Annotated in this window: 22 protein-coding genes and 1 tRNA gene; 14 read left to right on the plus strand and 9 right to left on the minus strand. The window is 72.8% G+C overall.

Annotated features, from left to right (window positions below):
• Nucleotides 1-23 precede the first annotated feature (23 nt).
• The 4 genes from MJ876_RS09845 to MJ876_RS09860 all read right to left on the minus strand — a co-directional run bounded on the left by MJ876_RS09845 (nucleotide 24) and on the right by MJ876_RS09860 (nucleotide 4,707).
• Complete coding sequence (locus MJ876_RS09845) at nucleotides 24-785, minus strand: isocitrate lyase/phosphoenolpyruvate mutase family protein (RefSeq protein ID WP_240236108.1); 762 nt, start codon at nucleotides 783-785, stop codon at nucleotides 24-26.
• An 88-nt stretch (nucleotides 786-873) separates the two neighbouring features.
• Nucleotides 874-3,072, minus strand: coding sequence for a catalase/peroxidase HPI (gene katG, locus MJ876_RS09850; RefSeq protein WP_275694778.1), 2,199 nt, complete (start codon nucleotides 3,070-3,072; stop codon nucleotides 874-876).
• Between the two features lie 141 nt (nucleotides 3,073-3,213).
• Nucleotides 3,214-4,554 carry a glycoside hydrolase family 6 protein gene (locus MJ876_RS09855; RefSeq protein ID WP_240236109.1) on the minus strand — a complete coding sequence of 447 codons (1,341 nt, stop codon included), beginning with the start codon at nucleotides 4,552-4,554 and terminating at the stop codon, nucleotides 3,214-3,216.
• Nucleotides 4,555-4,618: 64 nt separating this feature from the next.
• Nucleotides 4,619-4,707 (minus strand) — tRNA-Leu (locus MJ876_RS09860).
• 63 nt (nucleotides 4,708-4,770) lie between these two features.
• Here MJ876_RS09860 and MJ876_RS09865 point away from each other — a divergent pair.
• Complete coding sequence (locus tag MJ876_RS09865) at nucleotides 4,771-5,199, plus strand: hypothetical protein (RefSeq protein WP_240236110.1); 429 nt, start codon at nucleotides 4,771-4,773, stop codon at nucleotides 5,197-5,199.
• Nucleotides 5,200-5,209: 10 nt separating this feature from the next.
• Here MJ876_RS09865 and MJ876_RS09870 read toward each other — a convergent pair whose 3' ends face one another.
• A complete protein-coding gene (locus MJ876_RS09870) occupies nucleotides 5,210-6,484 on the minus strand; it encodes an ATP-binding protein (RefSeq protein ID WP_240236111.1) in 1,275 nt (424 codons plus the stop codon).
• A 134-nt stretch (nucleotides 6,485-6,618) separates the two neighbouring features.
• Between MJ876_RS09870 and MJ876_RS09875 the strand changes: the two genes are divergently transcribed.
• Nucleotides 6,619-7,944 carry a M20/M25/M40 family metallo-hydrolase gene (locus tag MJ876_RS09875; RefSeq protein WP_240236112.1) on the plus strand — a complete coding sequence of 442 codons (1,326 nt, stop codon included), beginning with the start codon at nucleotides 6,619-6,621 and terminating at the stop codon, nucleotides 7,942-7,944.
• Between the two features lie 138 nt (nucleotides 7,945-8,082).
• Here MJ876_RS09875 and MJ876_RS09880 read toward each other — a convergent pair whose 3' ends face one another.
• Both MJ876_RS09880 and MJ876_RS09885 read right to left on the minus strand, forming a co-directional pair.
• Complete coding sequence (locus tag MJ876_RS09880; protein ID WP_240236313.1) at nucleotides 8,083-8,265, minus strand: DUF5703 family protein; 183 nt, start codon at nucleotides 8,263-8,265, stop codon at nucleotides 8,083-8,085.
• Nucleotides 8,266-8,346: 81 nt separating this feature from the next.
• Nucleotides 8,347-9,294: an aldo/keto reductase gene (locus tag MJ876_RS09885; protein WP_240236113.1), complete on the minus strand. Its 948-nt coding sequence runs from the start codon at nucleotides 9,292-9,294 to the stop codon at nucleotides 8,347-8,349.
• 89 nt (nucleotides 9,295-9,383) lie between these two features.
• On the opposite strand from MJ876_RS09885, the gene MJ876_RS09890 reads away from it, so the two are divergent.
• The gene (locus tag MJ876_RS09890) at nucleotides 9,384-10,220 is read left to right on the plus strand and encodes an undecaprenyl-diphosphate phosphatase (protein WP_240236114.1); all 837 of its coding nucleotides are present in this window, start codon (nucleotides 9,384-9,386) and stop codon (nucleotides 10,218-10,220) included.
• A 149-nt stretch (nucleotides 10,221-10,369) separates the two neighbouring features.
• Here the strand turns inward: MJ876_RS09890 and MJ876_RS09895 are convergent, their stop codons facing one another.
• A complete protein-coding gene (locus MJ876_RS09895; RefSeq protein WP_240236115.1) occupies nucleotides 10,370-11,353 on the minus strand; it encodes a magnesium and cobalt transport protein CorA in 984 nt (327 codons plus the stop codon).
• 61 nt (nucleotides 11,354-11,414) lie between these two features.
• Between MJ876_RS09895 and MJ876_RS09900 the strand changes: the two genes are divergently transcribed.
• Genes MJ876_RS09900 through mshC form a run of 4 tightly spaced genes read left to right on the plus strand, consistent with a single transcriptional unit; the run spans nucleotide 11,415 to nucleotide 14,847 of the window.
• Nucleotides 11,415-12,128, plus strand: coding sequence for an MSMEG_4193 family putative phosphomutase (locus MJ876_RS09900; RefSeq protein ID WP_240236116.1), 714 nt, complete (start codon nucleotides 11,415-11,417; stop codon nucleotides 12,126-12,128).
• Nucleotides 12,129-12,158: 30 nt separating this feature from the next.
• On the plus strand, nucleotides 12,159-12,737 hold the full coding sequence (locus MJ876_RS09905; RefSeq protein WP_240236117.1) for a DUF3090 family protein: 579 nt from the start codon (nucleotides 12,159-12,161) through the stop codon (nucleotides 12,735-12,737).
• Between the two features lie 40 nt (nucleotides 12,738-12,777).
• Nucleotides 12,778-13,584, plus strand: coding sequence for an SCO1664 family protein (locus MJ876_RS09910; RefSeq protein ID WP_308192586.1), 807 nt, complete (start codon nucleotides 12,778-12,780; stop codon nucleotides 13,582-13,584).
• Between the two features lie 24 nt (nucleotides 13,585-13,608).
• Nucleotides 13,609-14,847: a cysteine--1-D-myo-inosityl 2-amino-2-deoxy-alpha-D-glucopyranoside ligase gene (gene mshC, locus MJ876_RS09915; protein ID WP_240236118.1), complete on the plus strand. Its 1,239-nt coding sequence runs from the start codon at nucleotides 13,609-13,611 to the stop codon at nucleotides 14,845-14,847.
• A 272-nt stretch (nucleotides 14,848-15,119) separates the two neighbouring features.
• Here the strand turns inward: mshC and MJ876_RS09920 are convergent, their stop codons facing one another.
• Nucleotides 15,120-15,965, minus strand: a complete 846-nt coding sequence (locus MJ876_RS09920) for a PAC2 family protein (protein WP_240236119.1) — start codon at nucleotides 15,963-15,965, stop codon at nucleotides 15,120-15,122.
• Between the two features lie 88 nt (nucleotides 15,966-16,053).
• Here MJ876_RS09920 and metH point away from each other — a divergent pair, with 88 nt between their 5' ends.
• The 7 genes from metH to MJ876_RS09955 all read left to right on the plus strand — a co-directional run bounded on the left by metH (nucleotide 16,054) and on the right by MJ876_RS09955 (nucleotide 26,555).
• Nucleotides 16,054-19,812 (plus strand): methionine synthase, encoded by a 3,759-nt coding sequence (gene metH, locus MJ876_RS09925; RefSeq protein ID WP_374202467.1) that lies wholly within the window; start codon nucleotides 16,054-16,056, stop codon nucleotides 19,810-19,812.
• Nucleotides 19,813-19,817: 5 nt separating this feature from the next.
• A complete protein-coding gene (locus MJ876_RS09930) occupies nucleotides 19,818-20,510 on the plus strand; it encodes an HAD family phosphatase (protein WP_240236120.1) in 693 nt (230 codons plus the stop codon).
• A gap of 150 nt (nucleotides 20,511-20,660) precedes the next feature.
• Nucleotides 20,661-22,283: an ABC transporter substrate-binding protein gene (locus MJ876_RS09935; protein ID WP_240236121.1), complete on the plus strand. Its 1,623-nt coding sequence runs from the start codon at nucleotides 20,661-20,663 to the stop codon at nucleotides 22,281-22,283.
• Between the two features lie 81 nt (nucleotides 22,284-22,364).
• Nucleotides 22,365-23,369 (plus strand): ABC transporter permease, encoded by a 1,005-nt coding sequence (locus tag MJ876_RS09940; protein ID WP_240236122.1) that lies wholly within the window; start codon nucleotides 22,365-22,367, stop codon nucleotides 23,367-23,369.
• Complete coding sequence (locus MJ876_RS09945) at nucleotides 23,366-24,355, plus strand: ABC transporter permease (RefSeq protein ID WP_240236123.1); 990 nt, start codon at nucleotides 23,366-23,368, stop codon at nucleotides 24,353-24,355. Before MJ876_RS09940 ends, MJ876_RS09945 begins: the two co-directional genes overlap by 4 nt.
• Nucleotides 24,352-25,395 (plus strand): ABC transporter ATP-binding protein, encoded by a 1,044-nt coding sequence (locus MJ876_RS09950; protein WP_240236124.1) that lies wholly within the window; start codon nucleotides 24,352-24,354, stop codon nucleotides 25,393-25,395. The genes MJ876_RS09945 and MJ876_RS09950 overlap by 4 nt, the downstream gene beginning before the upstream one ends.
• Nucleotides 25,392-26,555, plus strand: coding sequence for an ABC transporter ATP-binding protein (locus MJ876_RS09955; RefSeq protein ID WP_240236125.1), 1,164 nt, complete (start codon nucleotides 25,392-25,394; stop codon nucleotides 26,553-26,555). The genes MJ876_RS09950 and MJ876_RS09955 overlap by 4 nt, the downstream gene beginning before the upstream one ends.
• Nucleotides 26,556-26,632: the final 77 nt, after the last annotated feature.

A 26,632-nucleotide genomic window follows, 5' to 3' on the forward strand; every position in this document is an offset into this window, starting at 1 on the left:
GGCGCACGGCCGCCCGGCGGTCGTCAGTTGAGCGGTCGCGTGCCCTCCGGCAGACCGCCGTCCGCGTGGACGGACTCCACGAGCTCCGCCAGGGCCGTGAGTGCGACGCGCTGGGACCAGGGACCGTAGGAGACGCGGGCGACACCGAGCTCCTGCTGGCGCGACAGCGGGACCGAGCCGGGGACGGCGATGGTCGTGAGGCGCTGGGGGCCGTAGGCGTCGACGAGGGTGCGGATCTGGTCCTCGTCAAGCTTGCCCGGGACGAAGACGACCGGCGCACCGGCGTCGAGGAACGCCTTGCCGCGGGTGACGGCCTCGGCCAGCGGGTCGTCGGCGCCCCTGACGAACGCGTCCGTGCGGGCGTTGAGCACGAAGTCGGGCACGCCCTCGGCGGCCGCCGCTGCCATGACGGCCTCGACCTGGGCGGCGGCCTCGGTGACCGGCTTCAGCTGGTCCTCGATGTTCGCACCGACGATGCCGACGCCGATGGCCTTCCGCACCGTCTCGGCGGCGTCGCCGTACCCGCCCTCGAGGTCGGCGGACACGGGCAGGTGGGTGGAGCGGGCGATGAGGCCCACCTCGGCGATCATCTCGTCGACCGGGATGTTCTCGCCGTCCTCGTAGCCGCGGGACGCCGCGATCGAGTGGCTCGCCGTCGCCAGGGCCCTCGTGCCGTCGAGGTCGGTGACGACCTGCGCGGTGATGGCGTCCCAGACGTTCACGACCGTCAGGAGCTCGGTGTCGGAGTGCAGACGAAGCAGGGCGGTGGCCTTGTCGGAGGTCATGCCCCCGACAAGGCTCACCGCCCTGTCGTTGTTCCGCAGCGAGGTCGTCCGTCAGCTCACCGGGCCCCGCGCGTCTCGCGTCGAGGCCTCAGGCCCGGACGTCGTACCGGTCCAGCATCATCACCTTGTCCCACGCGGCGACGAAGTCGCGGACGAACCTCTCGCCGGCGTCGCTGCTCGCGTAGACCTCGGCGACCGCGCGGAGCTCGGAGTTCGAGCCGAACACGAGGTCGGCCCGGCTGCCGGTCCACGTCTGCTGGCCGGTGGCGACGTCCTTGGCGACGAAGCCGTCCTCGTCGCCCTCGACCTCGTGCCACTCGACCCCCATCGAGAGGAGGTTGGTGAAGAAGTCCGTCGACAGCACGCCGACGCGGTCGGTCAGCACGCCCTTCGGGTTGTCACCGGTGTTGGCACCCAGGACGCGCAGGCCGCCGACGAGGACGGTCATCTCCGGCGCGGTGAGCCCGAGCAGGTTCGCGCGGTCCACGAGGCGGAACTCGGCGGGCAGGCGGCCCTCCTTGCCGAGGACGTTGCGGAACCCGTCGGAGGTCGGCTCGAGCCAGGCGAAGGAGTCGACGTCGGTCTGCTCCTGCGTGGCGTCGGTGCGACCCGGGGTGAAGGGGACGCTGACCTCCACGCCGCCGTCCTTCGCGGCCTTCTCGACGGCCGCGACGCCGCCGAGGACGACGAGGTCGGCGAACGAGATCTTCTTCTCGCCCTTCGCGTCGAAGTCGGCCTTCACGCCCTCCAGGACGCGGATGACGCGGTCGAGCTCGTCGGGGTCGTTGACAGCCCAGCCGCGCTGCGGCTCGAGACGGATGCGACCGCCGTTGGCGCCGCCGCGCTTGTCGCTGACGCGGTGGGACGACGCGGCGGCCCACGCGGCCTTGACCAGCTGGGAGACGGTCAGCTCGGTGGCGAGGACCTGCTCCTTCAGCGCGGCGACGTCGGCGTCGTCCACGAGCGGGTGGTCGACGGCCGGGACCGGGTCCTGCCACAGCAGCTCCTCGTCGGGGACGAGGGGGCCGAGGTAGCGCTGGATCGGGCCCATGTCGCGGTGGGTGAGCTTGAACCAGGCGCGAGCGAACGCGTCGGCGAACTCGGCCTCGTTCTGGTGGAACCGCTCCGAGATCTCCCGGTAGACCGGGTCGGCGATCAGGGCGATGTCCGAGACCAGCATGGTCGGACGGCGGGTCAGCTCGCCCGTCTCCGGGTCGGGGATGGTGTTCGCGGCCTCGTCGCCCTTGGCCTCGAACTGCCACGCGCCGGCGGGGGACTTGGTGAGCTCCCACTCGTACTTGAACAGGTTGTCGAAGTACCCCATCGACCACTGCACCGGGGTGGAGGTCCAGGTGACCTCGAGGCCGGAGGTGATGGTGTCGCGGCCCTTGCCCTTGCCGAAGCCCTGCTTCCAGCCGAGACCCTGCTCGGTGATGGACGCGCCCTCGGGCTCGGCGCCGACGTACTCGTCGGGGTCGGCCGCACCGTGAGTCTTGCCGAAGGTGTGGCCGCCGGCGATCAGCGCGACGGTCTCCTCGTCGTTCATCGCCATCCGGCCGAAGGTCTCGCGGATGTCGCGCGCGGAGGCGAGCGGGTCCGGGTTCGCGTTCGGGCCCTCGGGGTTGACGTAGATCAGACCCATCTGCACCGCGCCGAGCGGCTTCTCCAGCTCGCGGTCGCCGGTGTAGCGCTCGTCGCCGAGCCACTCGCGCTCGGGGCCCCAGTAGACGTCCTCGTCGGGCTCCCAGACGTCGGCGCGGCCGCCGGCGAAGCCGAAGGTCGTGAAGCCCATCGTCTCGAGCGCACGGTTGCCGGTGAAGATGATGAGGTCGGCCCAGGAGACCTTCTGGCCCCACTTCTGCTTGACCGGCCACAGCAGGCGGCGGGCCTTGTCCAGGTTGCCGTTGTCGGGCCAGCTGTTCAGCGGGGCGAAGCGCTGCATGCCGGCGCCCGCGCCGCCGCGGCCGTCACCGACGCGGTAGGTGCCGGCGGAGTGCCAAGCCATGCGGATCATGAAGCCGCCGTAGTGGCCGAAGTCGGCGGGCCACCAGTCCTGCGAGGTGGTGAGGACCTGGTCGACGTCCTTCGCCAGCTCGTCCAGGTCGACCTTCGCGAACTCCGCCGCGTAGTCGAAGTCCGGCCCCATCGGGTCGGACGCCTTCTGGTGCTTGCGGAGGATCCGCAGGTTGAGCTGGTTGGGCCACCAATCGGTGTTGTCGGCGCTCTCCGTCGGGTGCCCCATGCGCCCGGAGTGGACCGGGCAGCCGCCCGCCTCCGGGGTGTTCATGTCGGCTTCGACGGTCTCGTGGTCGTGCTGGGACACGTGCTTTCCTCCTGCGTGCGTCGGGGAGCGAGCTCGGCACCCACTCTGCCTCACTTTCTGGAACGATTCCAGATCCGGGCGGCGTGGGTTTCGGCGGGGGGCTCCCTAGAAGCCGGCCTCGTCGGCGTACGGCCAGTTCTCGGCGAGCGGCAGGGCGCGCTCGACCTGGTACGGCGAGTTCTGCCAGAACAGCCACGGCCGGCCGAACCACAGGTAGGCGTCGACGTAGCGCCGGGCCAGCCGGCGGGTCTCGGCGTCCAGGCCCCAGCGGGGCGAGTCCACGTCCGCCGTCGGCGGGATGCCGAGCTGGACGCAGGTGTCCCCGGGGGCGGGCGTCGGCGTCGTGCACACCCGGGCGTTGTCGGCGATCGTGTTCTCCCCGCTGCCGCGGTACGTCCCGAACTCGAAGGGGTTGCCGTTCGACGAGGTGTTGATCACCCCGGTCTTGCCGGGCATGCCCTCGGCGGCGAGCGCCACGGACAGGTCGGCCACCCGCCGTACCTCCGCCTCGGTGGCGGCGAAGTGGGTGGAGTTGAGGGCGACGCCGTCGGCGTACTCGATGCCGGCGGGGACCAGGTAGCGCAGCACGCTGGCGACGCCGCCCTGGCCGGGGTGCGGCCAGTCGGAGGCGCCGGCCTCGAGGTAGACGGTGGTCTCGGGCAGCTCGGAGAGGACCTGGGCGGAGTAGCGGACCAGGCTGGTGGCCACGCCCTCCGGCCCGTCGGGCGCACAGAGCGCGAACGTGAGGTCGGGCTGCAGGACGATGGCGGTGGGGGTGTCGCCGATCGCCGCGGCGACCCGGTCGAACCAGTCCCGGTACGACGCGGCCTGCTCGGGGGTGGGCGCCCGCTTGCAGGAGTCGGTGTACCAGGGGTCGAGACGGAACAACGTCATCTGCACCAGGGCGTCGGGGTCGCCGTCCTGGCTGTCGGTGATGTACTCCGCGATCCGTCCGGCAATCTCGTCGTTCGGCATCCAGGCGCCGAACCACATCGCCTTCGGGGTCAGGGCGATCCGGCCGAGCATCTGCTTCGTGGCGCCGCTCGCGGCGTCGTACGGCGGGTGCGCGTGGTCGCCGGGGCCCTGGTAGTTGCCCCAGGGGTGGGCCTCGAAGGGGTTCTCCGACATGGCCCTCGCCGCGCGGGCGGCCTTGCGTGCCGACGTCCGGGCGTCCGGGGTGCTGAGGCCCGGGGGGACGGTCAGGCGGGGCTCGCGGGGGCGCCGCTGCCGCGGCTCGCGGACCTCCTGCGGTGGCGCCGGCGTCACCCCGGGCCCGGCCGCGGTCGTCTCCTCGACGGCGGCGGCGGGCACCTCGGTCTCCCCGTCCCGGGTGACGACCCAGAGCACCGAGGCGACCAGGAGCAGGGCGACGACCGCGGCGACGGTGCCGACCACGGCCCGGCGGTCCGCCAGGACGTCGAGGTCGTGCCCGCCGCCGTCGCTCACCGGGTCAGGGTAGGCGGGGACGACGAAGGCCCCCACGCGGGGCGTGGGGGCCTTCGTGTCGAGCTGGTGTCCGAGGGGGGACTTGAACCCCCACGCCCTAATACGGGCACTAGCACCTCAAGCTAGCGCGTCTGCCAATTCCGCCACCCGGACGAGTGCGACGGCGACACTAGCAAAGCCCCCGGGTCGACCTCACATCGCCGTACCGTCCTCCCCGTGACCGCGCAGACAGCCCTCCTCGCGACGACCGGATCCGCCCTCTGGCTGGTGGTGGCCGGCGTCTGGTCGCTGGCCCTCGGCGGGGTGTCGGGCTGGGCCGTCGCGGCGGCGTTCCACCCCTCGCAGATGCTGAGGAAGGTCGGTGTGGAGCACCCGCGGCGGGTGCTGCAGCTGCACCTCGACTGGATCATCATGGGTTGCGTCATGGTCGCGGTGGGCCTCGCGACGCCGACCGCCCCCGGGTGGGCGCACGCCCTGGTGCTGGCGGGGGCCGTCGTTAACCCGCTGCTGTTCGCGCCGTTGATGTTCTCGTCGGGCTGGTACACGAACCGGGCGTACGTCGCCGTCTCGCTGGCCTCGTTCACCGCGCTGAGCGCCGGGCTGGTCGTGTGCGCCGTCTCGCTGACGGCCCGCGTCGTCGGCTAGGTCGCGCGGGTCAGTCCGGGAGCTCGAACCAGGCGAGGGTCCCGCCGTACGACGAGTCGTCGAGTCCGATGCGGCCGCCGTGCGACTCCACGACCCGCTGACAGGTGGCCAGACCGATGCCCGAGCCCGGCGTGCGGCTGTCGAGCTGGACGAGGGGCCGGAACACGCTCTCGCGCTTGTCGGCCGGCACGCCGGGGCCACGGTCGTGGACCTCGACCCGCACCCACCCGTCGCGCCGCTCCCCGCGGATCGTCAGGTGGGCGGGCTCGCCGGGGCGGGTGTACTTCGCGGCGTTGGCCACGAGGTTCTGCAGCACGGCGCGCAGCTGCACCGGGTCGCCGGTGGCGGTCGGCAGGTCGGTGACCTCGACCGTCGCGCCCTCGAGGTCGACGGCGAGGTCCTGCTGGACGGTCCGGGCGACGAGGTCCATGTCGACCGGCTCGCGACGCAGCTCCCCGCCGACGCGGGCGAAGGACAACAGGCCGTCGATCAGCGACTGCATCCGGGTGGCCCCGCTCAGCGCGCGGGCGACGAGGAAGTCGGAGTCGCTGCCGACCGTGGGGTCGGCACCGTCGCCGGACCGGGCCACGGTGTGCTCGGCCTCCAGCTCGTCGGCCAGCATCATCAGCGACGTGGACACCGCCGTCAGCGGCCCGCGCAGGTCGTGGCTGACCTGGCCGGCGAACGCGGTGAGGTGCTCGTTGGAGCGTTGCAGCTCCTGACGGGCGCTCTCCAGGTCGGCGACGGCCGCGGCGAGCTCCTCCGAGCGCAGGTGCAGCTCGAGCAGGTCGACGACGCGGTCGGCCAGCGCCTTGAGCGCCGAGCGGCGCTCGGGTGTGATCGTGCGCGGACGGGTGTCGAACACGCACAGCGTGCCGATGGTCTCGCCGGTAGGGGTGACGAGCTGGTGGCTGGCGTAGAAACGGACGCGGCCGATCTCGCCGGTGACGAACGGGTTGTGGGCGAAGCGCGCGTCGGTCGAGGCGTCGGACAGCACGACGGGCTCGGCCTCGGTCAGGACCGAGGCGCACATCGAGTCCTCCCGCGAGCACACGGCCGCGTCGAAGCCCACGGCGGCGATCTGGTGCTGCTCGTGCTCGGTGATCAGGTTGATCGTCGCCATCGGCACGTCGGCGACCATCGCGGCCACCTCGGTGAGCGCGCGCAGGTCGTCACGGTGGGGGTCCGCGAGGACGCCGTACTTGCGAATGGCGGCCGCCCGCACGGCGGCGTCAAGGTCCACCGCCTCCTGCGCCCGCTCCGGGCCCGCCACGGTGTGCGTCACGCTCCGTCTCCTCCTGCTCGCGACCGCCCGAGCGGCCCCCCCGGGGTGGCTTTACCTTCCGACTCGCAGGTTAACCGCGGCCGAGGGTCCCGCGCGGCGGTACCGGAATGTCCGCGGGGTGTCAGGATGGGGCAATGGGTGACGAGCGCAGCTCCGAGACGCCGGCGTACGACCCCGCGGCCGAGGTCGTCGACCTCTGCCGCGACCTGATCCGGATGGACACCTCGAACTACGGCGACCACTCCGGGCCGGGGGAGCGCAAGGCGGCCGAGCACGTCGCCACGCTGCTCGACGAGGTCGGCATCGAGTCGCAGCTCGTCGAGGGCACCCCAGGGCGCACGTCGCTCGTCGCACGCTGGGGCGGCTCGACCGGGGACCCGCTGCTGCTGCACGGCCACCTGGACGTCGTCCCCGCCGAGGCCTCCGACTGGCAGGTCGACCCGTTCTCCGGCGAGGTCACGGACGACGGCTACCTGTGGGGCCGTGGCGCCGTCGACATGAAGGACTTCGACGCGATGCTCCTCTCCGCAGTCCGGGCCCGCGCGCGGGCCGGCGCGGTGCCGGAGCGGCCGATGGTCCTGTGCTTCACCGCCGACGAGGAGGCGGGCGGCCACCACGGCGCCGAGGTCCTCGTGAACGACCACCCCGACCTGCTGGCCGACTGCACCGAGGCCGTCGGCGAGGTCGGCGGCTTCAGCGCCACCGTCAGGGGCCAGCGGGTCTACCTCATCGAGGCCGCCGAGAAGGGCATGGCCTGGATGCGGTTGACCGCCCGCGGGCGCGCCGGGCACGGCTCGATGATCAACCGCGAGAACGCCGTCACCGAGCTCGCCGCGGCGGTGGGGAGGATCGGCGCGCACCAGTGGCCCGTCCGCCTCACCCCGACCATGGAGGTGCTCCTCGCGAGCATCGGCCAGCTCGCCGGCGTCGACCCGACGCCCGAGAACGCCGACGCGCTCGTCGAGGAGCTCGGCGGCACGGCGCGAATGCTGTCCGCGGTCATCCGCAACACGACGAACCCGACCATGCTCGGCGCCGGCTACAAGGTGAACGTCATCCCCACCGAGGCCACCGCCCACGTCGACGGGCGCTTCCTGCCCGGCCACGAGGAGGAGTTCTTCGAGACCCTCCGCGAGCTGTGCGGGCCCGGCATCGAGATCGACTTCGTCTCCCACCAGCAGCCCTGGGAGACGCCGTACGACGGGGCGCTGGTCGACACGATGACCCGCTCGCTGCTCGCCGAGGACCCCGACGCGATGGTCGCGCCGTACCTGATGAGCGGCGGCACCGACGCCAAGCACTTCCGCAAGCTCGGCATGCGCAGCTACGGCTTCGCGCCCCTGCGGCTGCCCGACGACCTCGACTTCATGAGCCTGTTCCACGGCGTCGACGAGCGCGTGCCCGTCGACGCGCTCCAGTTCGGGGCGCGGGTGCTGGACCGGTTCTTGGGTGAGGCCTGAGGGGTCCGAGCCGACCTTTGTCTCACCGGGTCTCGACACGCTCGGTCGCGGCCTCGCAGGCTCGGCCGCGCTCGCTGCTCGACCACCGATGACCGGTGCTCGCGGCCCGCGTCGCCGCCTCGCGAGCTCGGCTTCGACTCAGGCCGTGCGCACCGCTCGGATGATCCTCCTACGCAGCACGACCCGGCGCGTGCCGTCCGGGGTGATGCGGACCCGGTCGAGCTCCCAGCCGCCGTGCTCGGCGCGGTCGGTGAGCAGGCGGGTCACGGCGCCGCGGGAGAAGTCGCGGGGGTAGGTCACGCGGTCGAACTCCCACTCCATCCCGGACCGTGCGGCGCGGCGGGCGGCGAGGTCGGGGAACTGCGAGGGGTCGCGGGCCATCCGGGCTCCTTCCGGTATTTCTCAGCCCGACGAGACGTCGTCGAGCGCGTCGCTGATCTCCGCGGGCAGGACCAGCTCCTCGGTCGCCAGGGTGGCACGCAGCTGGGAGGCGGTCCGGGCCCCCACGATCGGCGCGGTGACGCCGGGGCGGTCCCGCACCCAGGTCAGCGCCACCTCGAGGGCGGTCCACTCCAGGCCGTCCGCGGCCTTCGCCACGGCCTCCACGACGCGGGCCGAGACCGGGTCGAGGTAGGGGTCGACGAAACCGGAGAACCGGGCCGACGCGGCACGCGAGGCGGCCGGCGTCCCGGTCCGGTACTTGCCGGTCAGCACGCCGCGGCCCAGCGGTGACCACGGCAGCACCCCGAGACCGAGCGCCCGGGCGGCGGGCAGGACCTCGTCCTCGACGTCGCGGTTGAGCAGGGAGTACTCGACCTGCGTCGAGGCGAGCGGGACCCGGCCAGGCAGCGCCGCCTGCCACGTCGCGGCCTGCGCGGTCTGCCAGCCGGCGTAGTTCGAGACCCCGACGTACGCCGCCCGGCCGGTCGTGACGGCGGTCTCCAGGGCGGCCATCACCTCCTGCACGGGGGTGGCGGGGTCCCACGCGTGGACCTGCCAGAGGTCGACGTGGTCGGTGCCCAGCCGCTCGAGGGAGGCGTCGAGCTGGGTGAGCAGCGCGCGGCGGGAGGCGTCGACGCGGCGCACGCCGTCCCGGCGCGACAGGCCCGCCTTCGTCGCGAGGACGACGTCCTCGCGGGACACGACGGTGCCGAGCATGGAGCCCAGCAGCTCCTCGGAGGCGCCCTCGCCGTACGTCGCGGCGGTGTCGACGAGCGTCCCGCCCGCGTCCACGAAGCCGACGAGCTGCCCGCGGGCCTCGTGCTCGTCGACGTCGGAGCCCCAGGTCATGGTCCCGAGCCCGAGGCGGGAGACCCGCAGGCCGGTGGCACCCACGGAGCGCTGCTGCATGGCGCTCAACCTATCCGCCCGGCGCGCGGGCCCGGCCGCACGGCACGCCGCCGTGCGGCCCCTCCCCGGGGTCCGTACGCTCGACCCCCGTGTGGGACTACCTCCAGGCCGTCGTCCTCGGTCTCCTCCAGGGCCTGACGGAGTTCCTGCCGATCTCCTCCTCGGCGCACCTGCGGATCTACCCGCAGCTCTTCGGCTGGGGCGACCCGGGCGCCGCCTTCACCGCCGTCGTCCAGATCGGCACCGAGCTGGCGGTGCTCCTCTACTTCCGCAAGGACATCTGGCGCATCGCCGTGACGTGGCTGCGCTCGCTGGTGAAGCCGGAGTACCGCGGCCACCGCGACGCCCGCATGGGCTGGTTCATCATCGTCGGCTCGCTGCCGATCGTGGTCCTGGGCCTGCTGTTCGAGGACGCCATCGACTCCGCCCTGCGCAGCCTCTGGGTGGTCGGGACCACCCTCATCGTCTTCGGCGTCGTGCTGGGGCTCGCCGACAGGTACGGCCGCAACGACAAGCCGATCGAGAAGCTGACCCTGCGCCACGCCGTCCTCATGGGTGCGGCGCAGGCCGCGGCGCTCGTGCCCGGGGTGTCGCGCAGCGGCGCGACGATCTCGATGGGTCGCGCGCTCGGCTACGAGCGTGCCGCCGCGACCCGCTACGCCTTCCTCCTCGCCATCCCCGCCGTCGTCGGCGCCGGCGTCTACAAGCTGAAGGACATCGGCGACGAGGCCAACGCCTACGGCTGGGGCGAGACCGCCGTCGCGACCCTCGTCTCCTTCGTCGTCGGGTACGCCGCCATCGCCTGGCTGCTCCGCTACGTCTCGACCCGCTCCTACACGCCGTTCGTGGTCTACCGCGTCCTCCTCGGCGCCGCCGTCCTCGGGCTCCTCGGCCTCGGCGTCCTCACCCCGCTCGCCGGCGCCTGACGGGTCGGTCGGGCCGGTCGGTCGGGCCGGTCGGTCGGTGCCGGCAGCACGCCGTTTCCGCCGAATCGGTGCCGTTACGGCGCGCGGCGACGCCGATTCGGCAGAAACGGCGCGACGGCGCCCCCGACCGGCGGACGCGCCGACGCGGGTCAGAGCCAGCCGGAGCGCTTGAACAGCCACCAGAGGCCGGCGGCGGTGCCGCCCATCAGCAGCAGGGCGTAGGCGTAGCCGAAGCGCCACGCGAGCTCGGGCATGTGCTCGAAGTTCATGCCGTAGACCCCGGCGATGAGCGTGGGTACGACGACGAGCGCGGCGCCGGCGGAGATCTTGCGCATGTCGTCGTTCTGCTGCATGGAGATCCGGGTGGCGTGGGCGTCGAACGCCGTCGAGAGCAGCCCGTCGAGCGACTCGACGTCCTCGGCGACGAGGTCGAGGTGGTCGGCGATGTCGCGGAAGTAGGGCGCCGCCTTGGACTCCACGCCCTCCACCTCGCCGCTGGCCAGCCGGCGCAGCGGCTCGCGCAGCGGCATCACCGCCCGCCGCATCTCGGCGAGCTCGCGCTTGAGGACGTAGATGCGGGCCGAGTCCTGCGTCCGCTCGTCGGAGAACACGGAGGCCTCGACCTCGTCGACGTCGACCATCAGCTCGCCGGCGACCCTGCCGTACTCCTCGACCACCCGGTCGCACACCGCGTGCAGGACGGCCGCGGTGCCGTGGCGCAGCAGCTCCTCGTGGGACTCCAGGGCGCTGCGGGCGCCGTCGAGCGGCGCCCCGGCGCCGTGACGGACGGTGACGACGAAGTCCGGGCCGATGAACACGTCGATCTCGCCGGTCTCGACCGCGTCCTCGGCGTCGACGTACCAGAGCGTCTTGAGGACGAGGAACAGCGTCTGGCCGTAGCGCTCCAGCTTCGGGCGCTGGTGGGCGTCGCGGGCGTCCTCCACCGAGAGCGGGTGCAGCTCGAAGACCCGGGCGACCTCGGCGAGCTCGTCCTCCTGCGGGTCGTGCAGGCCGACCCAGGCCACCTCGCCGTCCCGGCACCCCGCCCGCAGGGCCCGCAGGTCCGCGACGTCCTGGCTGGGCGCCTCGGACAGGCGGTGCCCGTCGAGGTAGCGCGCGGCGTCCACGATCACGGCCTCAGGCTAGGACCTCGCCGACCCGCGCGGGCCCGGACGCCCCGTAGGCTCCGGACCCATGGCCACCGTCGTCCTCGTCCGTCACGGCCGTACGACGGCCAACGCCTCCGGCGTCCTCGCCGGGCGCTCCCCGGGCGTGAAGCTCGACGAGGTCGGCCAGGGCCAGGCCGCCCGCACCGCGGAGCGCCTCGCGGTCGTCCCGCTGGCCGCGGTGGTCTCGAGCCCGCTGGTCCGCTGCCGACAGACCGCCGCCGCGATCGTGGGTGCCCAGGCGAGCCCCGTGGACGTCGAGCTCGAGAAGGCGCTCACCGAGTGCGACTACGGCGAGTGGCAGGGCCGGCCCCTGAAGGAGCTCGCGAAGGAGAAGCTGTGGGCCAGCGTGCAGCGCACGCCGTCCTCGGTGACCTTCCCCGGCGGGGAGTCGATGCGCGCCATGCAGATGCGCGGCGTGGACGCGATCCGTCGCCACGACGCCGCCGTGGAGGCCGCCCACGGGCCGGACGCCGTGTGGGTGGCCGTCAGCCACGGCGACGTCATCAAGTCGATCCTGGCCGAGGCGCTCGGCACCCACCTCGACCTGTTCCAGCGACTCCACGTCGACCCGGCGTCCGTATCGGTGGTCAGGCTCGTGGGTGGCTCGCCGTCGGTGCCCTGCACCAACACCCACGCCGGCGACCTCGGCTGGCTCGTGCCGCCCGCGAAGCCCGGGCGCCGCAGGCGCCGCAGCGCGGACGCCGTCGTCGGCGGCGGCGCTGGGCCGGGTACCGCGTAGGCGGGTGGGCCGCGGTCCTAGGCTTGTCCCATGCCGCCCGTGGTGCACTCGTTCGACCCGCCCGAGAGGTTCGTGGCGGGCACCGTCGGCGAACCCGGCGCGCGCACGTTCTTCCTGCAGGCCCGCTCCGGCGTCCAGCTGGTCTCGGTCGCGCTGGAGAAGCAGCAGGTCCAGGCGCTCGCCGAGCGCGTCGACGAGCTGCTCGACGAGGTCATGAACGCCAGCACGGCCGACACCGTCGTCCCCGCCGTCGCGCCGCTCGACCTGGAGGACACCGCGCCCCTGGAGCAGCCGATCGAGGAGGAGTTCCGCGCCGGCACCATGACGCTGTCGTGGGACCCCGAGGACACCCGGGTCGTCATCGAGGTGTTCCCGTACTCCGACGCCGCCGTCGTCCGCCCCGACCAGGGCGAGGAGGAGGTCGAGGAGCCGGAGCCCGAGGAGGTGCTCCTGGTCCGCCTCGCCCCGGGCGCGGCCCGCGCCTTCGTGAAGCGCGCGGAGCAGGTGCTCGAGGCCGGTCGTCCCGCCTGCCCGTTCTGCGGCCACCCCATGGACCCCGACGGCCACCTGTGCGTGCGGGCCAACGGGTTCCGGCGGCGGGACCCCTGAGCGCGTGACCCCAGAGCCGCGGGACGGGTACACGGACGAGGTGACCGACTCCGCCCACCCGCTGGACGACGCCGTGGCCGAGGCGCTGCGCCACGCACCGCTCGAGGTGCGCGGCCGGATCATGCCTGCCTCGAACGCCACCTTCCTCGGCGAGGTCGAGGGCGTGCAGGTGGTCTACAAGCCGGTCGCGGGGGAGCGGCCGCTGTGGGACTTCCCCGACGGCACCCTCGCCGGGCGGGAGGTGGCGGCGTACCTGCTCAGCGAGTCGCTCGGCTGGGGCGTCGTCCCCCCGACGATCCTGCGCGACGGGCCCCACGGTCCGGGGATGGTCCAGCTGTGGCAGGACGTCGACGAGGCCCAGGACGCCGTCGACATCGTCGAGGCCGGTGAGCTCCCCGAGGGCTGGCTGCACGTCTTCGACGGCCTGGACGGCGACAACCGCGACGTCTCGCTCATCCACGAGGACTCCGACCCGCTGCGCCGCATGGCCGTCTTCGACGTCCTCGCCAACAACGCCGACCGCAAGGGCGGCCACGTGCTCGCCATGGCCGACGGCCACCGCTACGGCGTCGACCACGGCCTGACCTTCCACGTCGAGACGAAGCTGCGGACGGTCCTGTGGGGCTGGGTCGGCGAGACCGTGCCCGAGGAGGACCTGGACGGCGTCCGCCGGGTCGTGACCGACCTGGGGGAGGCCCTCGACGGCCCGCTGGCCCTGGACCTGGTCGAGCACGTCAGCGAGCCCGAGATCACCGTCCTGCTGCGCCGCTGCCTGCGGATGCTGCGGGCCCCCGAGATGCCGGCGCCGCGGGGGATGGGCCCCGCCATCCCGTGGCCCCCGTTCTGAGACGGCCCCACTAGGCTCGCGCCCATGCGTTCGTGGTCCTCGCCGTCGGTGCCCGCCCTCGACGTCGCGGGACCGCCGGTGGTCCTGCACGACGTGGCGACCGGCCGTCGTCGCACCACCGAGCCCGACGGCCCGGCGCGGCTCTACGTCTGCGGGATCACGCCGTACGACGCCACCCACATCGGTCACGCGGCGACCTACGTCGCCTTCGACCTGCTCGTGCGGGCCTGGCGCAACGCCGGCCACGAGGTCGTCTACGTCCAGAACGTCACCGACGTCGACGACCCGCTGCTCGAGCGCGCCACCGCGGTCGGCACCGACTGGCGGGCGCTCGCCGAGCGGGAGACCGAGCTGTTCCGCGAGGACATGACCGCCCTGCGCGTGATGGCCCCCGACCACTTCGTCGGCGCGGTCGAGTCGATCCCGCTGGTCGAGGACCTCATCGCCGAGCTCGAGGCGCGCGGGACGACGTACAGGGTGGACGACGACCTGTACTTCTCGGTCACCTCCGACCCGGACTTCGGCGCCGTGTCCGGCTGGAGCCGCGACGAGATGCTCCGGGTCTACCCCGAGCGCGGCGGCGACCCCGACCGCCCGGGCAAGAAGGACCCGCTCGACTGCGTGGTGTGGCGTGCCGAGCGCCCCGACGAGCCGGCCTGGGACTCCCGCTTCGGCCGCGGCCGCCCCGGCTGGCACATCGAGTGCACCGCGATCGCCCGCGAGCACCTCGGCGGATCCTTCGACGTCCAGGGCGGCGGCTCCGACCTCGTCTTCCCGCACCACGAGATGTGCGCCTCCGAGGCCCACGCGGCGACCCCGGGGACGCCGTTCGCGCAGACCTACGCCCACGCCGGGATGGTGGCCTTCGACGGCGAGAAGATGTCGAAGTCGAAGGGCAACCTCGTCTTCGTCTCCGCCCTGCGCCACGCCGAGGTCGACCCCATGGCCGTGCGGCTGCGGCTGCTCCGCGAGCACTACCGCTCCGACTGGGAGTGGACCGACGCCGACCTGTTCACCGCCGTCGACCAGCTCGACACCTGGCGCCGCGCCGTCGCCGTCGGCTCCGGCGCCCCCTCCGAGCCCGTCGTCGCCGGCGTCCTCGCCGCCCTCGCCGACGACCTCGACGCCCCCACCGCCGTCGCCATCGTCGACCGCTGGGCCGCCGACACCCTCGGCGTCTCCGGCCTGGCCGACACCTCCGACCGCCACGCAGGCGACGCCGTCAGCGCCGTCGTCGACGCGGCCCTCGGCGTCCGGCTGTAGGTCCACCCGGGTCCGTCGTCGGCGCCGTTTCGTCACGAACGGCGGCCAGTTCGACGGCGGCGGCGCCGTTTCGCACGAAACGGCGTCGGAAGGACCGGCCGAGGAAGACGGCGGAGGATCCCCGCGCCGGTCGCGCTGAGATCCTCCGTCGAGGCCGTTCTGCCGGCGCAGGGTTGAGGCGGACGCGCCGTTTCGCACGAAACGGCGCGCTGCGGGACGTCGTGCACGGCGTTTCTGCAGAAACGGCGCGCACCCCCGCCGCCCGGACGACCTCAGTCGCTGTCGCGCCGCTTCAGGTACCGCTCGAACTCGCGCGCGATGGCCTCGCCGGAGGCCTCGGGGAGGTCGGTGGTGTCGCGGGCCTCCTCGAGGGCCTTGACGTACTCGGCGACGTCCTCGTCCTCCTCGGCGAGCTCGTCGACGCCGCGCTCCCAGGCGCGGGACTCCTCGGGCAGGTCGCCGAGGGGGACCGAGACCTCGAGCAGGTCCTCCACGTGGCCGAGCAGCGCCAGGGTCGCCTTGGGGCACGGCGGCTGCGCGACGTAGTGGGGGACGGCGGCCCAGTAGGAGACGTTGGGGATGTCGAGGCGGCCGCAGGCGTCGGCGAACACCCCGACGATCCCGGTCGGACCCTCGTACGTCGACGGCTCGACCTTGAGCCGGTCGAGCAGCTCGGGCTCGGTCGCGGTCCCCGTCACCGGCACCGGGCGGGTGTGGGGGGTGTCGGCGAGCAGGGCGCCGAGGGTGATGACCAGGGAGCCGCCCAGCTCGTCGCAGGCCGCCAGCAGCTCGGCGCAGAACTGCCGCCACCGCATGTTCGGCTCGATCCCGCGCAGCAGGATGACGTCGCGGTGCAGGTCGGGCGGCGAGGCGATGGCGATCTGGGTGCTCGGCCAGGTGATCTGGCGGTGGCCCGCCGGATCGGTCCCGACCAGGGGCCGGTGCATCTGGAAGTCGTAGAAGTCCTCCGGGTCGATGGCTCCGACCACGCGGGCGTCCCAGGCCCTGATGAGGTGGTCCACCACGCCCGACGCGGCGTCCGCGGCGTCGTTCCAGCCCTCGAACGCGGCGATCACCACGGGGTCGACCAGCTCGCCGACGTCCTCGATCTCGATCACTCCTCCAGCCTAGGCGGAGCGCGGACGCCGCAGGAGGAGCCGTCCGCCCGCCGTTCACGATTACGTCACCCCGCGGGCCGGTGGGATCATGGAACGCGTGTCCACCGTCGCCGAGCGGGGCGCGGACCAGTTGGTCCGGCCCGACGCCACCGAGGCCCTGACGGCCGCGCTGCGCCAGCGCCTGCTCGTGCTCGACGGCGCGATGGGCACGCTCATCCAGCGCCAGGTCCTCGGCGAGGCCGACTACCGCGGCGAGCGGTTCGCCGACTGGCACCGCGACCTGCAGGGCGACAACGACCTGCTGAGCCTCACCCAGCCGGACCTGATCCGCTCGCTGCACCGCGAGTACCTCGACGCCGGCGCCGACATCGTCGAGACCAACACCTTCTCCGCGACGTCCATCGCCCAGGCCGACTACGGCCTCGAGGACGTCGCCTACGAGCTGAACCACGCCTCCGCCCGGCTGGCCCGCGAGGCCGCCGACGCCGTCGAGACCGACGACCGGCCCCGCTGGGTCGCCGGCGCGATCGGCCCGACCAACCGCACGGCGTCCATCTCGCCCGACGTCAACGACCCGGGCGCCCGCAACGTGACGTACGACGAGCTGGTCACGGCGTACCACGAGGCCGCGTCCGGCCTGGTCGACGGCGGCGCCGACCTGCTGCTGGTCGAGACCATCTTCGACACCCTCAACGCCCGGGCCGCGATCTTCGCGCTGGAGACGCTCTTCGAGGAGCGCGGACGCCGCTGGCCGGTCGTCATCTCCGGCACCATCACCGACGCGTCGGGGCGAACCCTGTCGGGGCAGACGACCGAGGCGTTCTGGCACTCCGTCCGCCACGTGAAGCCGCTGGCCGTGGGGCTCAACTGCGCCCTCGGCGCGGAGGAGATGCGCCAGTACGTCGTCGAGCTCGGCCGCGTCGCCGACACGTTCGTCTCGTGCTACCCCAACGCCGGCCTGCCGAACGCGTTCGGGGAGTACGACCAGGACGCCGACGAGATGGCCGGCATCGTGGGCGAGTTCGCGTCGTCCGGCCTGGTCAACATCCTGGGCGGCTGCTGCGGCACGACCCCGGAGCACGTCGCCGCGATGGTGCGCGCGGCCGAGGGGCAGCCGCCGCGCGAGCCCGCCGAGGTCCCGCCCGCCCTGCGGCTGTCCGGCCTGGAGCCGCTGACCGTCGACGCCGACTCGTTGTTCGTCAACATCGGCGAGCGCACGAACATCACCGGCTCGGCCAGGTTCCGCCGCCTGATCCGCGACAACGACTACGACGCCGCGCTCGCGGTGGCCCTGCAGCAGGTCGAGAACGGCGCGCAGGTCATTGACGTCAACATGGACGAGGGCATGATCGACGGGGTCGCGGCCATGGACCGCTTCCTCAAGCTCATCGCCTCCGAGCCCGACATCAGCCGCGTCCCCGTGATGGTCGACTCCTCGAAGTGGGAGGTCATCGAGGCCGGTCTGAAGTGCGTCCAGGGCAAGCCGATCGTGAACTCGATCTCCCTGAAGGAGGGCGAGGACGCCTTCCGCGCCCACGCCCGCCTGTGCCGCAAGTACGGCGCCGCGGCCGTCGTCATGGCCTTCGACGAGGACGGCCAGGCCGACACCCTGGCGCGCCGCCAGGAGATCTGCGGCCGGGCCTACCGGATCCTCGTCGACGAGGTCGGCTTCGACCCGCAGGACATCATCTTCGACCCCAACGTCTTCGCGGTCGCGACGGGCATCGAGGAGCACGCGGCGTACGGCCAGGACTTCATCGAGGGCACCCGCTGGATCAAGCAGAACCTCCCCGGCGCCCGGGTCTCCGGCGGCATCTCGAACGTCTCGTTCTCCTTCCGCGGCAACAACCCCGTCCGCGAGGCCATCCACGCCGTCTTCCTGCTGCACGCGATCGAGGCCGGCCTCGACATGGGCATCGTCAACGCCGGCGCGCTCGCCGTGTACGACGACGTCGACGTCGAGCTGCGCGACCGCATCGAGGACGTCGTGCTCAACCGCCGTCCCGACGCCGCCGAGCGCCTGCTCGAGGTCGCCGAGACCTACAACCGTGAGGCCGGAGAGGTCGAGGAGACGGTCTCGGAGTGGCGCTCCCTGCCGGTCGGCGAGCGCATCACCCACGCCCTGGTGCAGGGCATCGACGCCCACGTCGAGGCCGACACCGAGGAGCTCCGCGGCGAGATCGCCGCCCGCGGCGGCCGCCCGATCGAGGTCATCGAGGGCCCGCTGATGGACGGCATGAACGTCGTCGGCGACCTGTTCGGCGCCGGCCGGATGTTCCTGCCGCAGGTCGTGAAGTCCGCGCGCGTGATGAAGAAGGCCGTGGCTTACCTGATCCCCTTCATCGAGGAGGAGAAGGCCAAGGACCCCGCCGTGGCGCAGGCGAAGGAGACCAACGGCACCATCGTGCTGGCGACGGTGAAGGGCGACGTCCACGACATCGGCAAGAACATCGTCGGCGTCGTCCTGCAGTGCAACAACTACGAGGTCATCGACCTCGGCGTGATGGTCCCGGCCGCCAAGATCCTCGAGGCCGCCGAGGAGCACGACGCCGACATCATCGGCCTGTCCGGCCTCATCACGCCCTCGCTGGACGAGATGGTCGGCTTCGCGACCGAGATGCAGCGCCGCGGCATGGACATCCCGCTCCTGCTCGGCGGGGCGACGACCTCCCGCGCGCATACCGCGGTGAAGGTCGACCCGGCGTACGACGGCCCGGTGGTGTGGGTGAAGGACGCCTCGCGCTCCGTGCCCACCGCCGCTGCCCTGCTCCACGACGAGCGCCGCGGCACCCTGATGGAGACGGTGAAGGCCGACTACGACAGCCTGCGCCAGCGCCACGCCGGCAAGCAGACCCGCCCGCTGGTCACCCTCGAGCAGGCCCGCGAGCGCGCGACCCCGATCGACTGGGAGGGCTACGAGCCCCCGGCGCCGAAGAACCCCGGCGTCCACGTCATCGACGACCAGGACCTGTCGGTGCTGCGGGACTACATCGACTGGCAGCCGTTCTTCAACGCCTGGGAGATGAAGGGCCGCTTCCCCGACATCCTGCACAACCCGACCACGGGCGAGACCGCGACCAGGCTGTACGCGGACGCCCAGGAGATGCTCGACCGCGTCGTCGAGGAGAAGTGGCTGACCGCGAGGGCGGTGTACGGCTTCTTCCCCGCCGCGGGCGTGGGCGACGACACCGAGCTCTACACCGACGAGAGCCGGACCGAGGTCCGCGCCGTGCTCCACCACCTGCGCCAGCAGGGCGAGCACCGCGAGGGCGTGCCGAACCGGTCGCTGGCCGACTTCGTCGCGCCGAGGGGCACCGGCCTGCCCGACCACGTCGGCGCGTTCGCGGTGACCGCCGGCATCGGTCTGGAGGAGCGGGTCAAGGCCTACCGCGCCGAGCACGACGACTACTCCGCGATCCTCCTCGAGGCGCTCGCCGACCGGCTCGCCGAGGCGTTCGCGGAGTGGCTCCACGAGCACGTGCGGACCAGCGCCTGGGGCCACGAGCCCACCGAGGAGATGTCCAACGAGGACCTGATCGCCGAGAAGTACCACGGCATCCGCCCGGCCCCCGGCTACCCGGCCTGCCCCGAGCACACCGAGAAGCTGACGCTGTGGGACCTGCTGGACGTCGAGGAGACGGTCGGCATCACCCTCACCGAGTCGATGGCGATGTGGCCCGGCGCGGCGGTGTCCGGCTGGTACTTCTCCCACCCGGCCTCCCAGTACTTCGTCGTGGGGCGGCTGGGGCGCGACCAGGTCGCCGAGTACGCCGAGCGCAAGGGCTGGAGCCTGCAGACGGCCGAGAAGTGGCTGTCGCCGAGCCTGGGCTACGACCCGGACGAGTGAGCCCGATGAACGAGCCCGGCCCGGGGAGGGCCCGCGCCGTCCTGTGGGACATGGACGGCACCCTGGTCGACACCGAGCCCGCCTGGATCGCCGCGGAGCACGCGCTCGTGACCGAGCACGGCGGCACGTGGACCCACGAGCACGCGATGGCGCTGGTGGGCGCGGACCTGCTGGACGCCGGCGCCTACCTGCGCGAGCACGGGGGAGTGGACCTGACCCCGCACGAGATCGTCGAGGAGCTCCTCGACCGCGTGGTCGGCGTCGTCACCGCCGACATCCCCTGGCGGCCCGGCGCCCGTGACCTGCTCGCCGCCGTCCGGGAGGCCGGCGTCCCCTGCGCCCTGGTGACGATGTCGTGGGAGCGGTTCGCCGCCCCCGTCGTCGCCGCGCTCCCGCCCGGCACGTTCGACGCCGTCGTCACCGGCGACGCCGTACGACGCGGCAAGCCGCACCCCGACCCGTACCTGCGCGGCGCCGAGCTCCTCGGCGTCGACCCCACCGACTGCGTCGCCGTCGAGGACTCACCCACAGGCGCAGCCAGCGCCGCCGCCGCCGGCTGCGCCACCCTCGTCGTCCCCCACCACGTGCCCGTCGAGCCCGCGGCGGGCCTGGTGTTCGCCGATTCGCTCGAAACGGTGACGACCGACCACCTGCTCGGGCTCGCCCCGCGCTCCCCGGAGTCGCTCACCCGATCGTGAGCCGATCGTGACCTCGGTTCGGGCCGTTCAGGCGTGACCCGGCACGCGGGCGCGGACTAGATTCCCGGCAGTCTGCTCGGGCGGTCCGCGCCCGTGCGCCTGGTCAAGAGGTGGCTCGTGGGTCTCAGCAGGAAAGTACGTCTGGCAACGGTGGGTCTCGCGACCGCCGCGGTGGTGCTCACCGGGTGCGCCGAGAGCGAGCGCGACTCGTCCTCCGGCGACGGCGGCGGGGAGGGTGGCGGCGGCACGTTCCGCTTCGCGGCGTCGGCCGAGCCCGTGACGCTCGACCCGTTCTTCGCCTCCGACGGTGAGACGTTCCGCGTGTCGCGGCAGATCTTCGAGGGCCTCGTCGGTGTCGAGCCCGGCACCGCCGACCCGGCCCCGACCGGCCTGGCCACCGAGTGGGAGTCGTCCGAGGACGGCCTGACCCACACCTTCACCCTGCGTGAGGGCGTGACCTTCCACGACGGCAGCGACTTCAACGCCGAGGCGGTCTGCTTCAACTTCGACCGCTGGTACAACCTGCCCGAGTCCTCGCAGGTCGAGTCGCTCGCCTACTACTACGGCGCCCTCTTCGGTGGTTTCGCGACCGGCGACAACGCCGACAACGCGATCTACGACTCGTGCGAGACCAACGGCGAGTACGAGGCCACGATCACCCTCACCGAGCCGTTCTCGGGCTTCATCGCCGCGCTGTCGCTGCCGGCGTTCGCCATGCAGAGCCCCACCGCGCTGCAGGAGTACCAGGACGACGGGGCCCAGAACCCGACGACCACGGAGTACGCCACCTCCCGCCCCAGCGGCACCGGGCCGTTCCAGCTCGAGGAGTGGAACCAGGGCACCGACGTCACGCTGACGGCGTACGACGACTACTGGGGCGAGCCCTCCACCATCGACGAGGCCGTCGTCGTCCCGATCGCGGAGCCCCGCGGTCGCGCCGACGCCCTGCGCAACGACGAGATCGACGGGTACGACCTCGTCGGCCCGGCCGACATCTCCGGCCTCGAGGACGAGGGCTTCCAGGTCGTCAACCGCGACCCGTTCAACGTCCTCTACCTCGGCTTCAACCAGGCGCAGGCCCCGTTCGACGACCTCCGCGTCCGCCAGGCGATCGCGTACGCGATCGACAAGGAGGAGGTCGTCAGCGCCTCCCTGCCCGAGGGCAGCGAGGTCGCCATCGAGTTCATGCCGCCGTCGGTGAGCGGCTGGGCGGACGACGTCGAGACGTACGACTACGACCCGGACCGCGCCCGCCAGCTGCTCGAGCAGGCCGGCGCCGCGGGCGAGACGATCGAGTTCAACTACCCGACGGACGTCAGCCGTCCCTACATGCCCTCGCCCGAGGACACCTTCAACGTCATCCGCACGCAGCTGGAGGAGGTCGGCCTCGAGGTCGAGCCCGTCGCGGACCGCTGGGACCCGGACTACCTGAACAAGATCCAGGGCTCCGAGAACCACGGCATCCACCTGCTCGGCTGGACCGGTGACTACAACGACACCGACAACTTCATCGGCCAGTTCTTCGGCTCGGAGAAGCCCGAGTGGGGCTTCAACGACCCGCAGCTGTTCCAGGGCCTGCGCGAGGCGCGCGGCGAGCCGTCCGTGGAGGACGCCGCCCCGCTGTACGAGGACCTGAACCGCGAGGTCATGGAGCTGCTCCCGGGCGTGCCGCTGGCCCACCCGGTGCCGTCCCTGGCGTTCGGCCCGGGCGTCGGCGGCTACGAGGCCAGCCCCGTCCAGGACGAGGTCTGGAACACCGTCACCCTCGACTGAGCACCCCGCGCCCGTCCCCGGATCCGTCCGGGGACGGGCGCGGTCACGTCTGCCCACCCCCGCCCGAAAGGCTCTCGACGCATGCTCCGCTTCGTGCTGCGGCGCCTGGGACTCCTCGTCCCGGTGCTGATCGGCCTGTCGGTGCTGCTGTTCGCCTGGGTCCGCGCGCTGCCCGGTGACCCCGCCCGCGCGCTGCTCGGCGAGCGCGCCACCCCCGAGGCCGTCGCCCGGGTCCGTGAGGCCTACGGCTTCGACGACCCCCTGTGGCAGCAGTACTTCCGCTACGTCGGCTCCCTGCTGCGCGGCGACTTCGGCTCCTCGGTCCGCGACAACCGCCCGGTGGTCGACACCTTCCTCGAGAAGTTCCCCGCCACCGCCGAGCTCGCGATCGCCGCGCTCCTCATCGCCGTCGTCGTCGGGGTGCCGCTCGGCTACCTCGCCGCGCGCAACCAGGGCCGGCTGCTCGACACCGCCGTCGTGTCCGGCTCGCTGCTCGGCGTCGCGACCCCCGTCTTCTTCCTCGCCATCCTGCTGAAGCTGGTCTTCGCGACGTGGCTGGGCTGGCTGCCGTCGTCGTTGAGGCAGGACGTGACGATCGACGCCACCCACGTCACGAACTTCTACGTCCTCGACGGGATACTCACGCGGGAGTGGGACGCCGCGGTGAACGCGGTCGCCCACCTCATCCTGCCCAGCATCGCGCTGGCGACCATCCCGCTGGCGATCATCGTCCGCATCACCCGCGCCTCCGTGGCGGAGGTGATGAACGAGGACTTCGTCCGGACCGCCGAGTCCAAGGGGCTCTCGCGGCGCGTCGTGTCCCGACGCCACGTGCTGCGCAACGCGCTGCTGCCCGTCGTGACCACCATCGGCCTGCAGGCCGGCCTGCTGTTCTCCGGCGCCGTCCTCACCGAGACGGTGTTCGGCCTGCAGGGCATCGGTCAGTACCTCTTCGAGGCCATCGGCCGCCGCGACTACCCCGTGCTGCAGGGCTACATCCTGTTCATCGCCATCATCTACTCGCTCATCAACCTGTTGGTCGACCTCGCCTACGGCGTCATCGACCCGAGGGTGAGGGTCTCGTGACCATCCCGCTCCCACCGTCCGGCGGCGGTGCCGTTTCGCCCGAATCGGCGCCCGGGACCCCCGGCGGCGCCACCGGCGCCCCCGACACCACCGCCGAGGACCGTGGCGTCAGCCTGTGGCGCGGCGCCTTCCGCCGGTTGCGGCGCAACCCCACCGCCATCCTCGGCGCGGTCATCGTGCTCGCCTTCATCGCGGTCGCCGTCCTCGCCCCGCTGCTGACCAGCTACGAGCCCGGCGCCGCCCAGGACGCCGGCGAGATCACCCCGTCCAGCGTCCCCGGGCCGTCGCCCGACCACTGGCTCGGGCTCGACAGCTTCGGCTCCGACCTGTGGACCCAGCTGGTGTACGGCGCCCGCCAGTCGCTCGTCTACGGCGTCATCTCGACCGCCATCGGCCTCGTGGTGGGCGCCGCCCTGGGCGCCCTGGCCGGTGGCTTCGGTGCCGTCGGCGGCCGCGCCGGGCAGTGGGTCGACACCGCCGTGATGCGGATCGTCGACCTCTGGCTGTCGATCCCCAGCCTGCTGCTCGCCGTCAGCGTCGCCGCGATCCTCACCCAGTCGGCGTACGCGGTCATGATCGCCATCGGTGCCGCCCAGGTGCCGATCTTCGCGCGACTGCTGCGCGGGTCGATGCTCGCGCAGGGCCGCTCGGACTACGTCCTCGCCGCAGGCGCACTCGGGCTGCGCAAGCGGCGCATCGTCATGAGCCACGTCCTGCCGAACTCGATCGGCCCGACGATCGTGCAGGCCACGCTGAACCTCGCGACCGCGATCATCGAGGTCGCGGCGCTGTCCTACCTGGGTCTCGGCACCGCGGACCCCGCGGTCGCCGAGTGGGGCCGCATGCTGGTCGCCGCCCAGGACCGCTTCGACGAGTCGCCGCAGCTCGCCATCTACCCCGGCGTGGCCATCGCGATCACCGCGCTCGGGTTCACCCTGTTCGGCGAGGCCCTGCGCGAGGCGCTCGACCCGAGGAGCCGCCGATGAGCACCCCCGCACCCGAGAAGACCACCGACACGACGCGGGACGACGTCCCGCTGCTGTCGGTGCGGAACCTGTCGGTGACCTTCGGGCTCCGGGGTCAACGCGCCGTCCGCGCCGTCGACGAGGTCTCCTTCGACATCCGCCCCGGCCAGCACGTCGGACTGGTGGGGGAGTCCGGCAGCGGCAAGTCCGTCACCTCGCTCGCCCTCATGGGCCTGCTGCCCAAGCGGGGGGTGAAGGTCGCCGGCGAGGCGCTCTACCGGGGCCAGGACCTGCTGACCCGGGACCGCAAGGCCATGGCCGGCCTGCGCGGCCGCGAGATCGCCATGGTGTTCCAGGACCCGATGACGTCCCTGAACCCCGTCGTCCGGATCGGGGTCCAGCTGACCGAGGTCATCACCCGGCACACCGACCTGGGCAAGTCGGCGTCGCAGGACCGCGCCCGTGAGCTCCTCGCCCAGGTCGGCATCCCCGACCCCGGACGACGCCTGCGGGAGTACCCCCACCAGCTCTCCGGCGGGATGCGGCAGCGCGTGCTCATCGCGATCGCCCTGGCGTGCCGGCCGCGCCTGCTCATCGCCGACGAGCCGACCACCGCCCTCGACGTCACCATCCAGGCCCAGGTGCTCGAGGTGCTCAAGGACCTCGTCGCCGAGACCGACGCCGCCCTGCTGATGATCACCCACGACCTCGGCGTCGTCGCCGGGCTCTGCGACGAGGTGAACGTCATGTACTCCGGCCGCATCGTCGAGGCCGCCACCCGCGAGAAGCTGTTCGCCCGGCCCCGCCACCCGTACACCGGCGGCCTCCTGGCCAGCATCCCGCGGCTCGACACCCCACGCGGGCGGCCCCTGACCCCCATCCCGGGCTCACCGACCCAGACCCTGCCGTGGTCCACCGGTTGCGCGTTCGCCCCTCGGTGCGCCAACGCCGCCGACGACTGCCGCACCACGGCCCCGACCCTCGAGGCGGACGACCACGGGGAGCTCCGCTGCTTCCACCCCCTGGACGCCGCCCGCACCCCCTCCGGGAGCGGCTCATGAGCGACCCCACCGCCCGCCCCACCCCCGGGCCCGCCGCGGCCGGGGGACCGGCCCCCGAGGACGCCGTTTCCGCCGAAACGGCGTCGGACGCCGGCGCCGGCGGCACCGATTCGGCACGAACGGCGGCCACGCCCGACGTCCTGCTCCGCATCCGCGACCTCGAGGTGCACTTCCCGATCCGCGACGGACTCATCCTCAATCGCACGGTCGGAGCGGTCCGGGCCGTCGACGGCGTCGACCTCGACGTCCCGCGCGGCGGCACGGTCGGCCTGGTCGGCGAGTCCGGGTGCGGCAAGTCCACCCTCGGCCGGGCCGTCCTGCGCCTGGTGGAGCCCACGGGCGGCAGGGTCGAGTTCGACGGGGTCGACGTCGCGTCGCTCAAGGGCGAGGCGCTGCGGGCGAAGCGGCAGGACATGCAGATGGTCTTCCAGGACCCGCTGGCCAGCCTGAACCCCCGGCAGAGCGTCGAGACGTTGCTGACCGAGCCGTTGCGGGCGCACCGCCGCAAGGTCTCCGACACCCGTGTCCGCGAGCTGCTCGACCAGGTCGGCCTGCCGTCGTCCGCGGCCGCGAAGTACCCGCACGAGTTCTCCGGCGGGCAGCGCCAGCGCATCGGCATCGCCCGCGCGCTCGCGTTGGAACCGTCGTTCATCATCGCCGACGAGCCCGTCTCGGCGCTCGACGTCTCGATCCAGGCGCAGGTGCTCAACCTGCTGGAGGACCTCCAGGAGTCCCTCGGCCTGACCTACCTCGTCATCGCCCACGACCTAGCTGTCGTCCGCCACGTCTCCGACCTGGTGGCCGTGATGTACCTCGGTGGCATCGTGGAGCGGGCGCCCTCCGACGACCTGTACGCCGAGCCGCTGCACCCGTACACGAAGGCCCTCATGTCGTCGGTGCCGGTCCCGGACCCCGTCGTCGAGGCCACCCGGGAGCGGATCATCCTGACCGGCGACCTGCCGTCGCCGGCGGACCCGCCGACCGGTTGCCGCTTCCACACCCGGTGCCCCTTCCGGCAGGCGGAGCGCTGCGACAGCGAGCGACCCGTCCTGCGCGAGCTCCGCCCCGGGCACGCCGTCGCCTGTCACTTCGCCGAGGAGATCCTCGCGGGCACCATCACGCCGCACGAGGTCACGCCCGAGGAGGCCGCGGAGGTGTGAGGGACCCGCCGTTCCTGCCGAACCGGCGCCCCGACGGGCCGTCAGGACGCCGATTCGGCGGAAACGGCGTGCAGCGG

Source organism: Nocardioides sp. CFH 31398 (assembly GCF_022436705.1).
In the GTDB taxonomy this organism is placed as follows: domain Bacteria; phylum Actinomycetota; class Actinomycetes; order Propionibacteriales; family Nocardioidaceae; genus Nocardioides.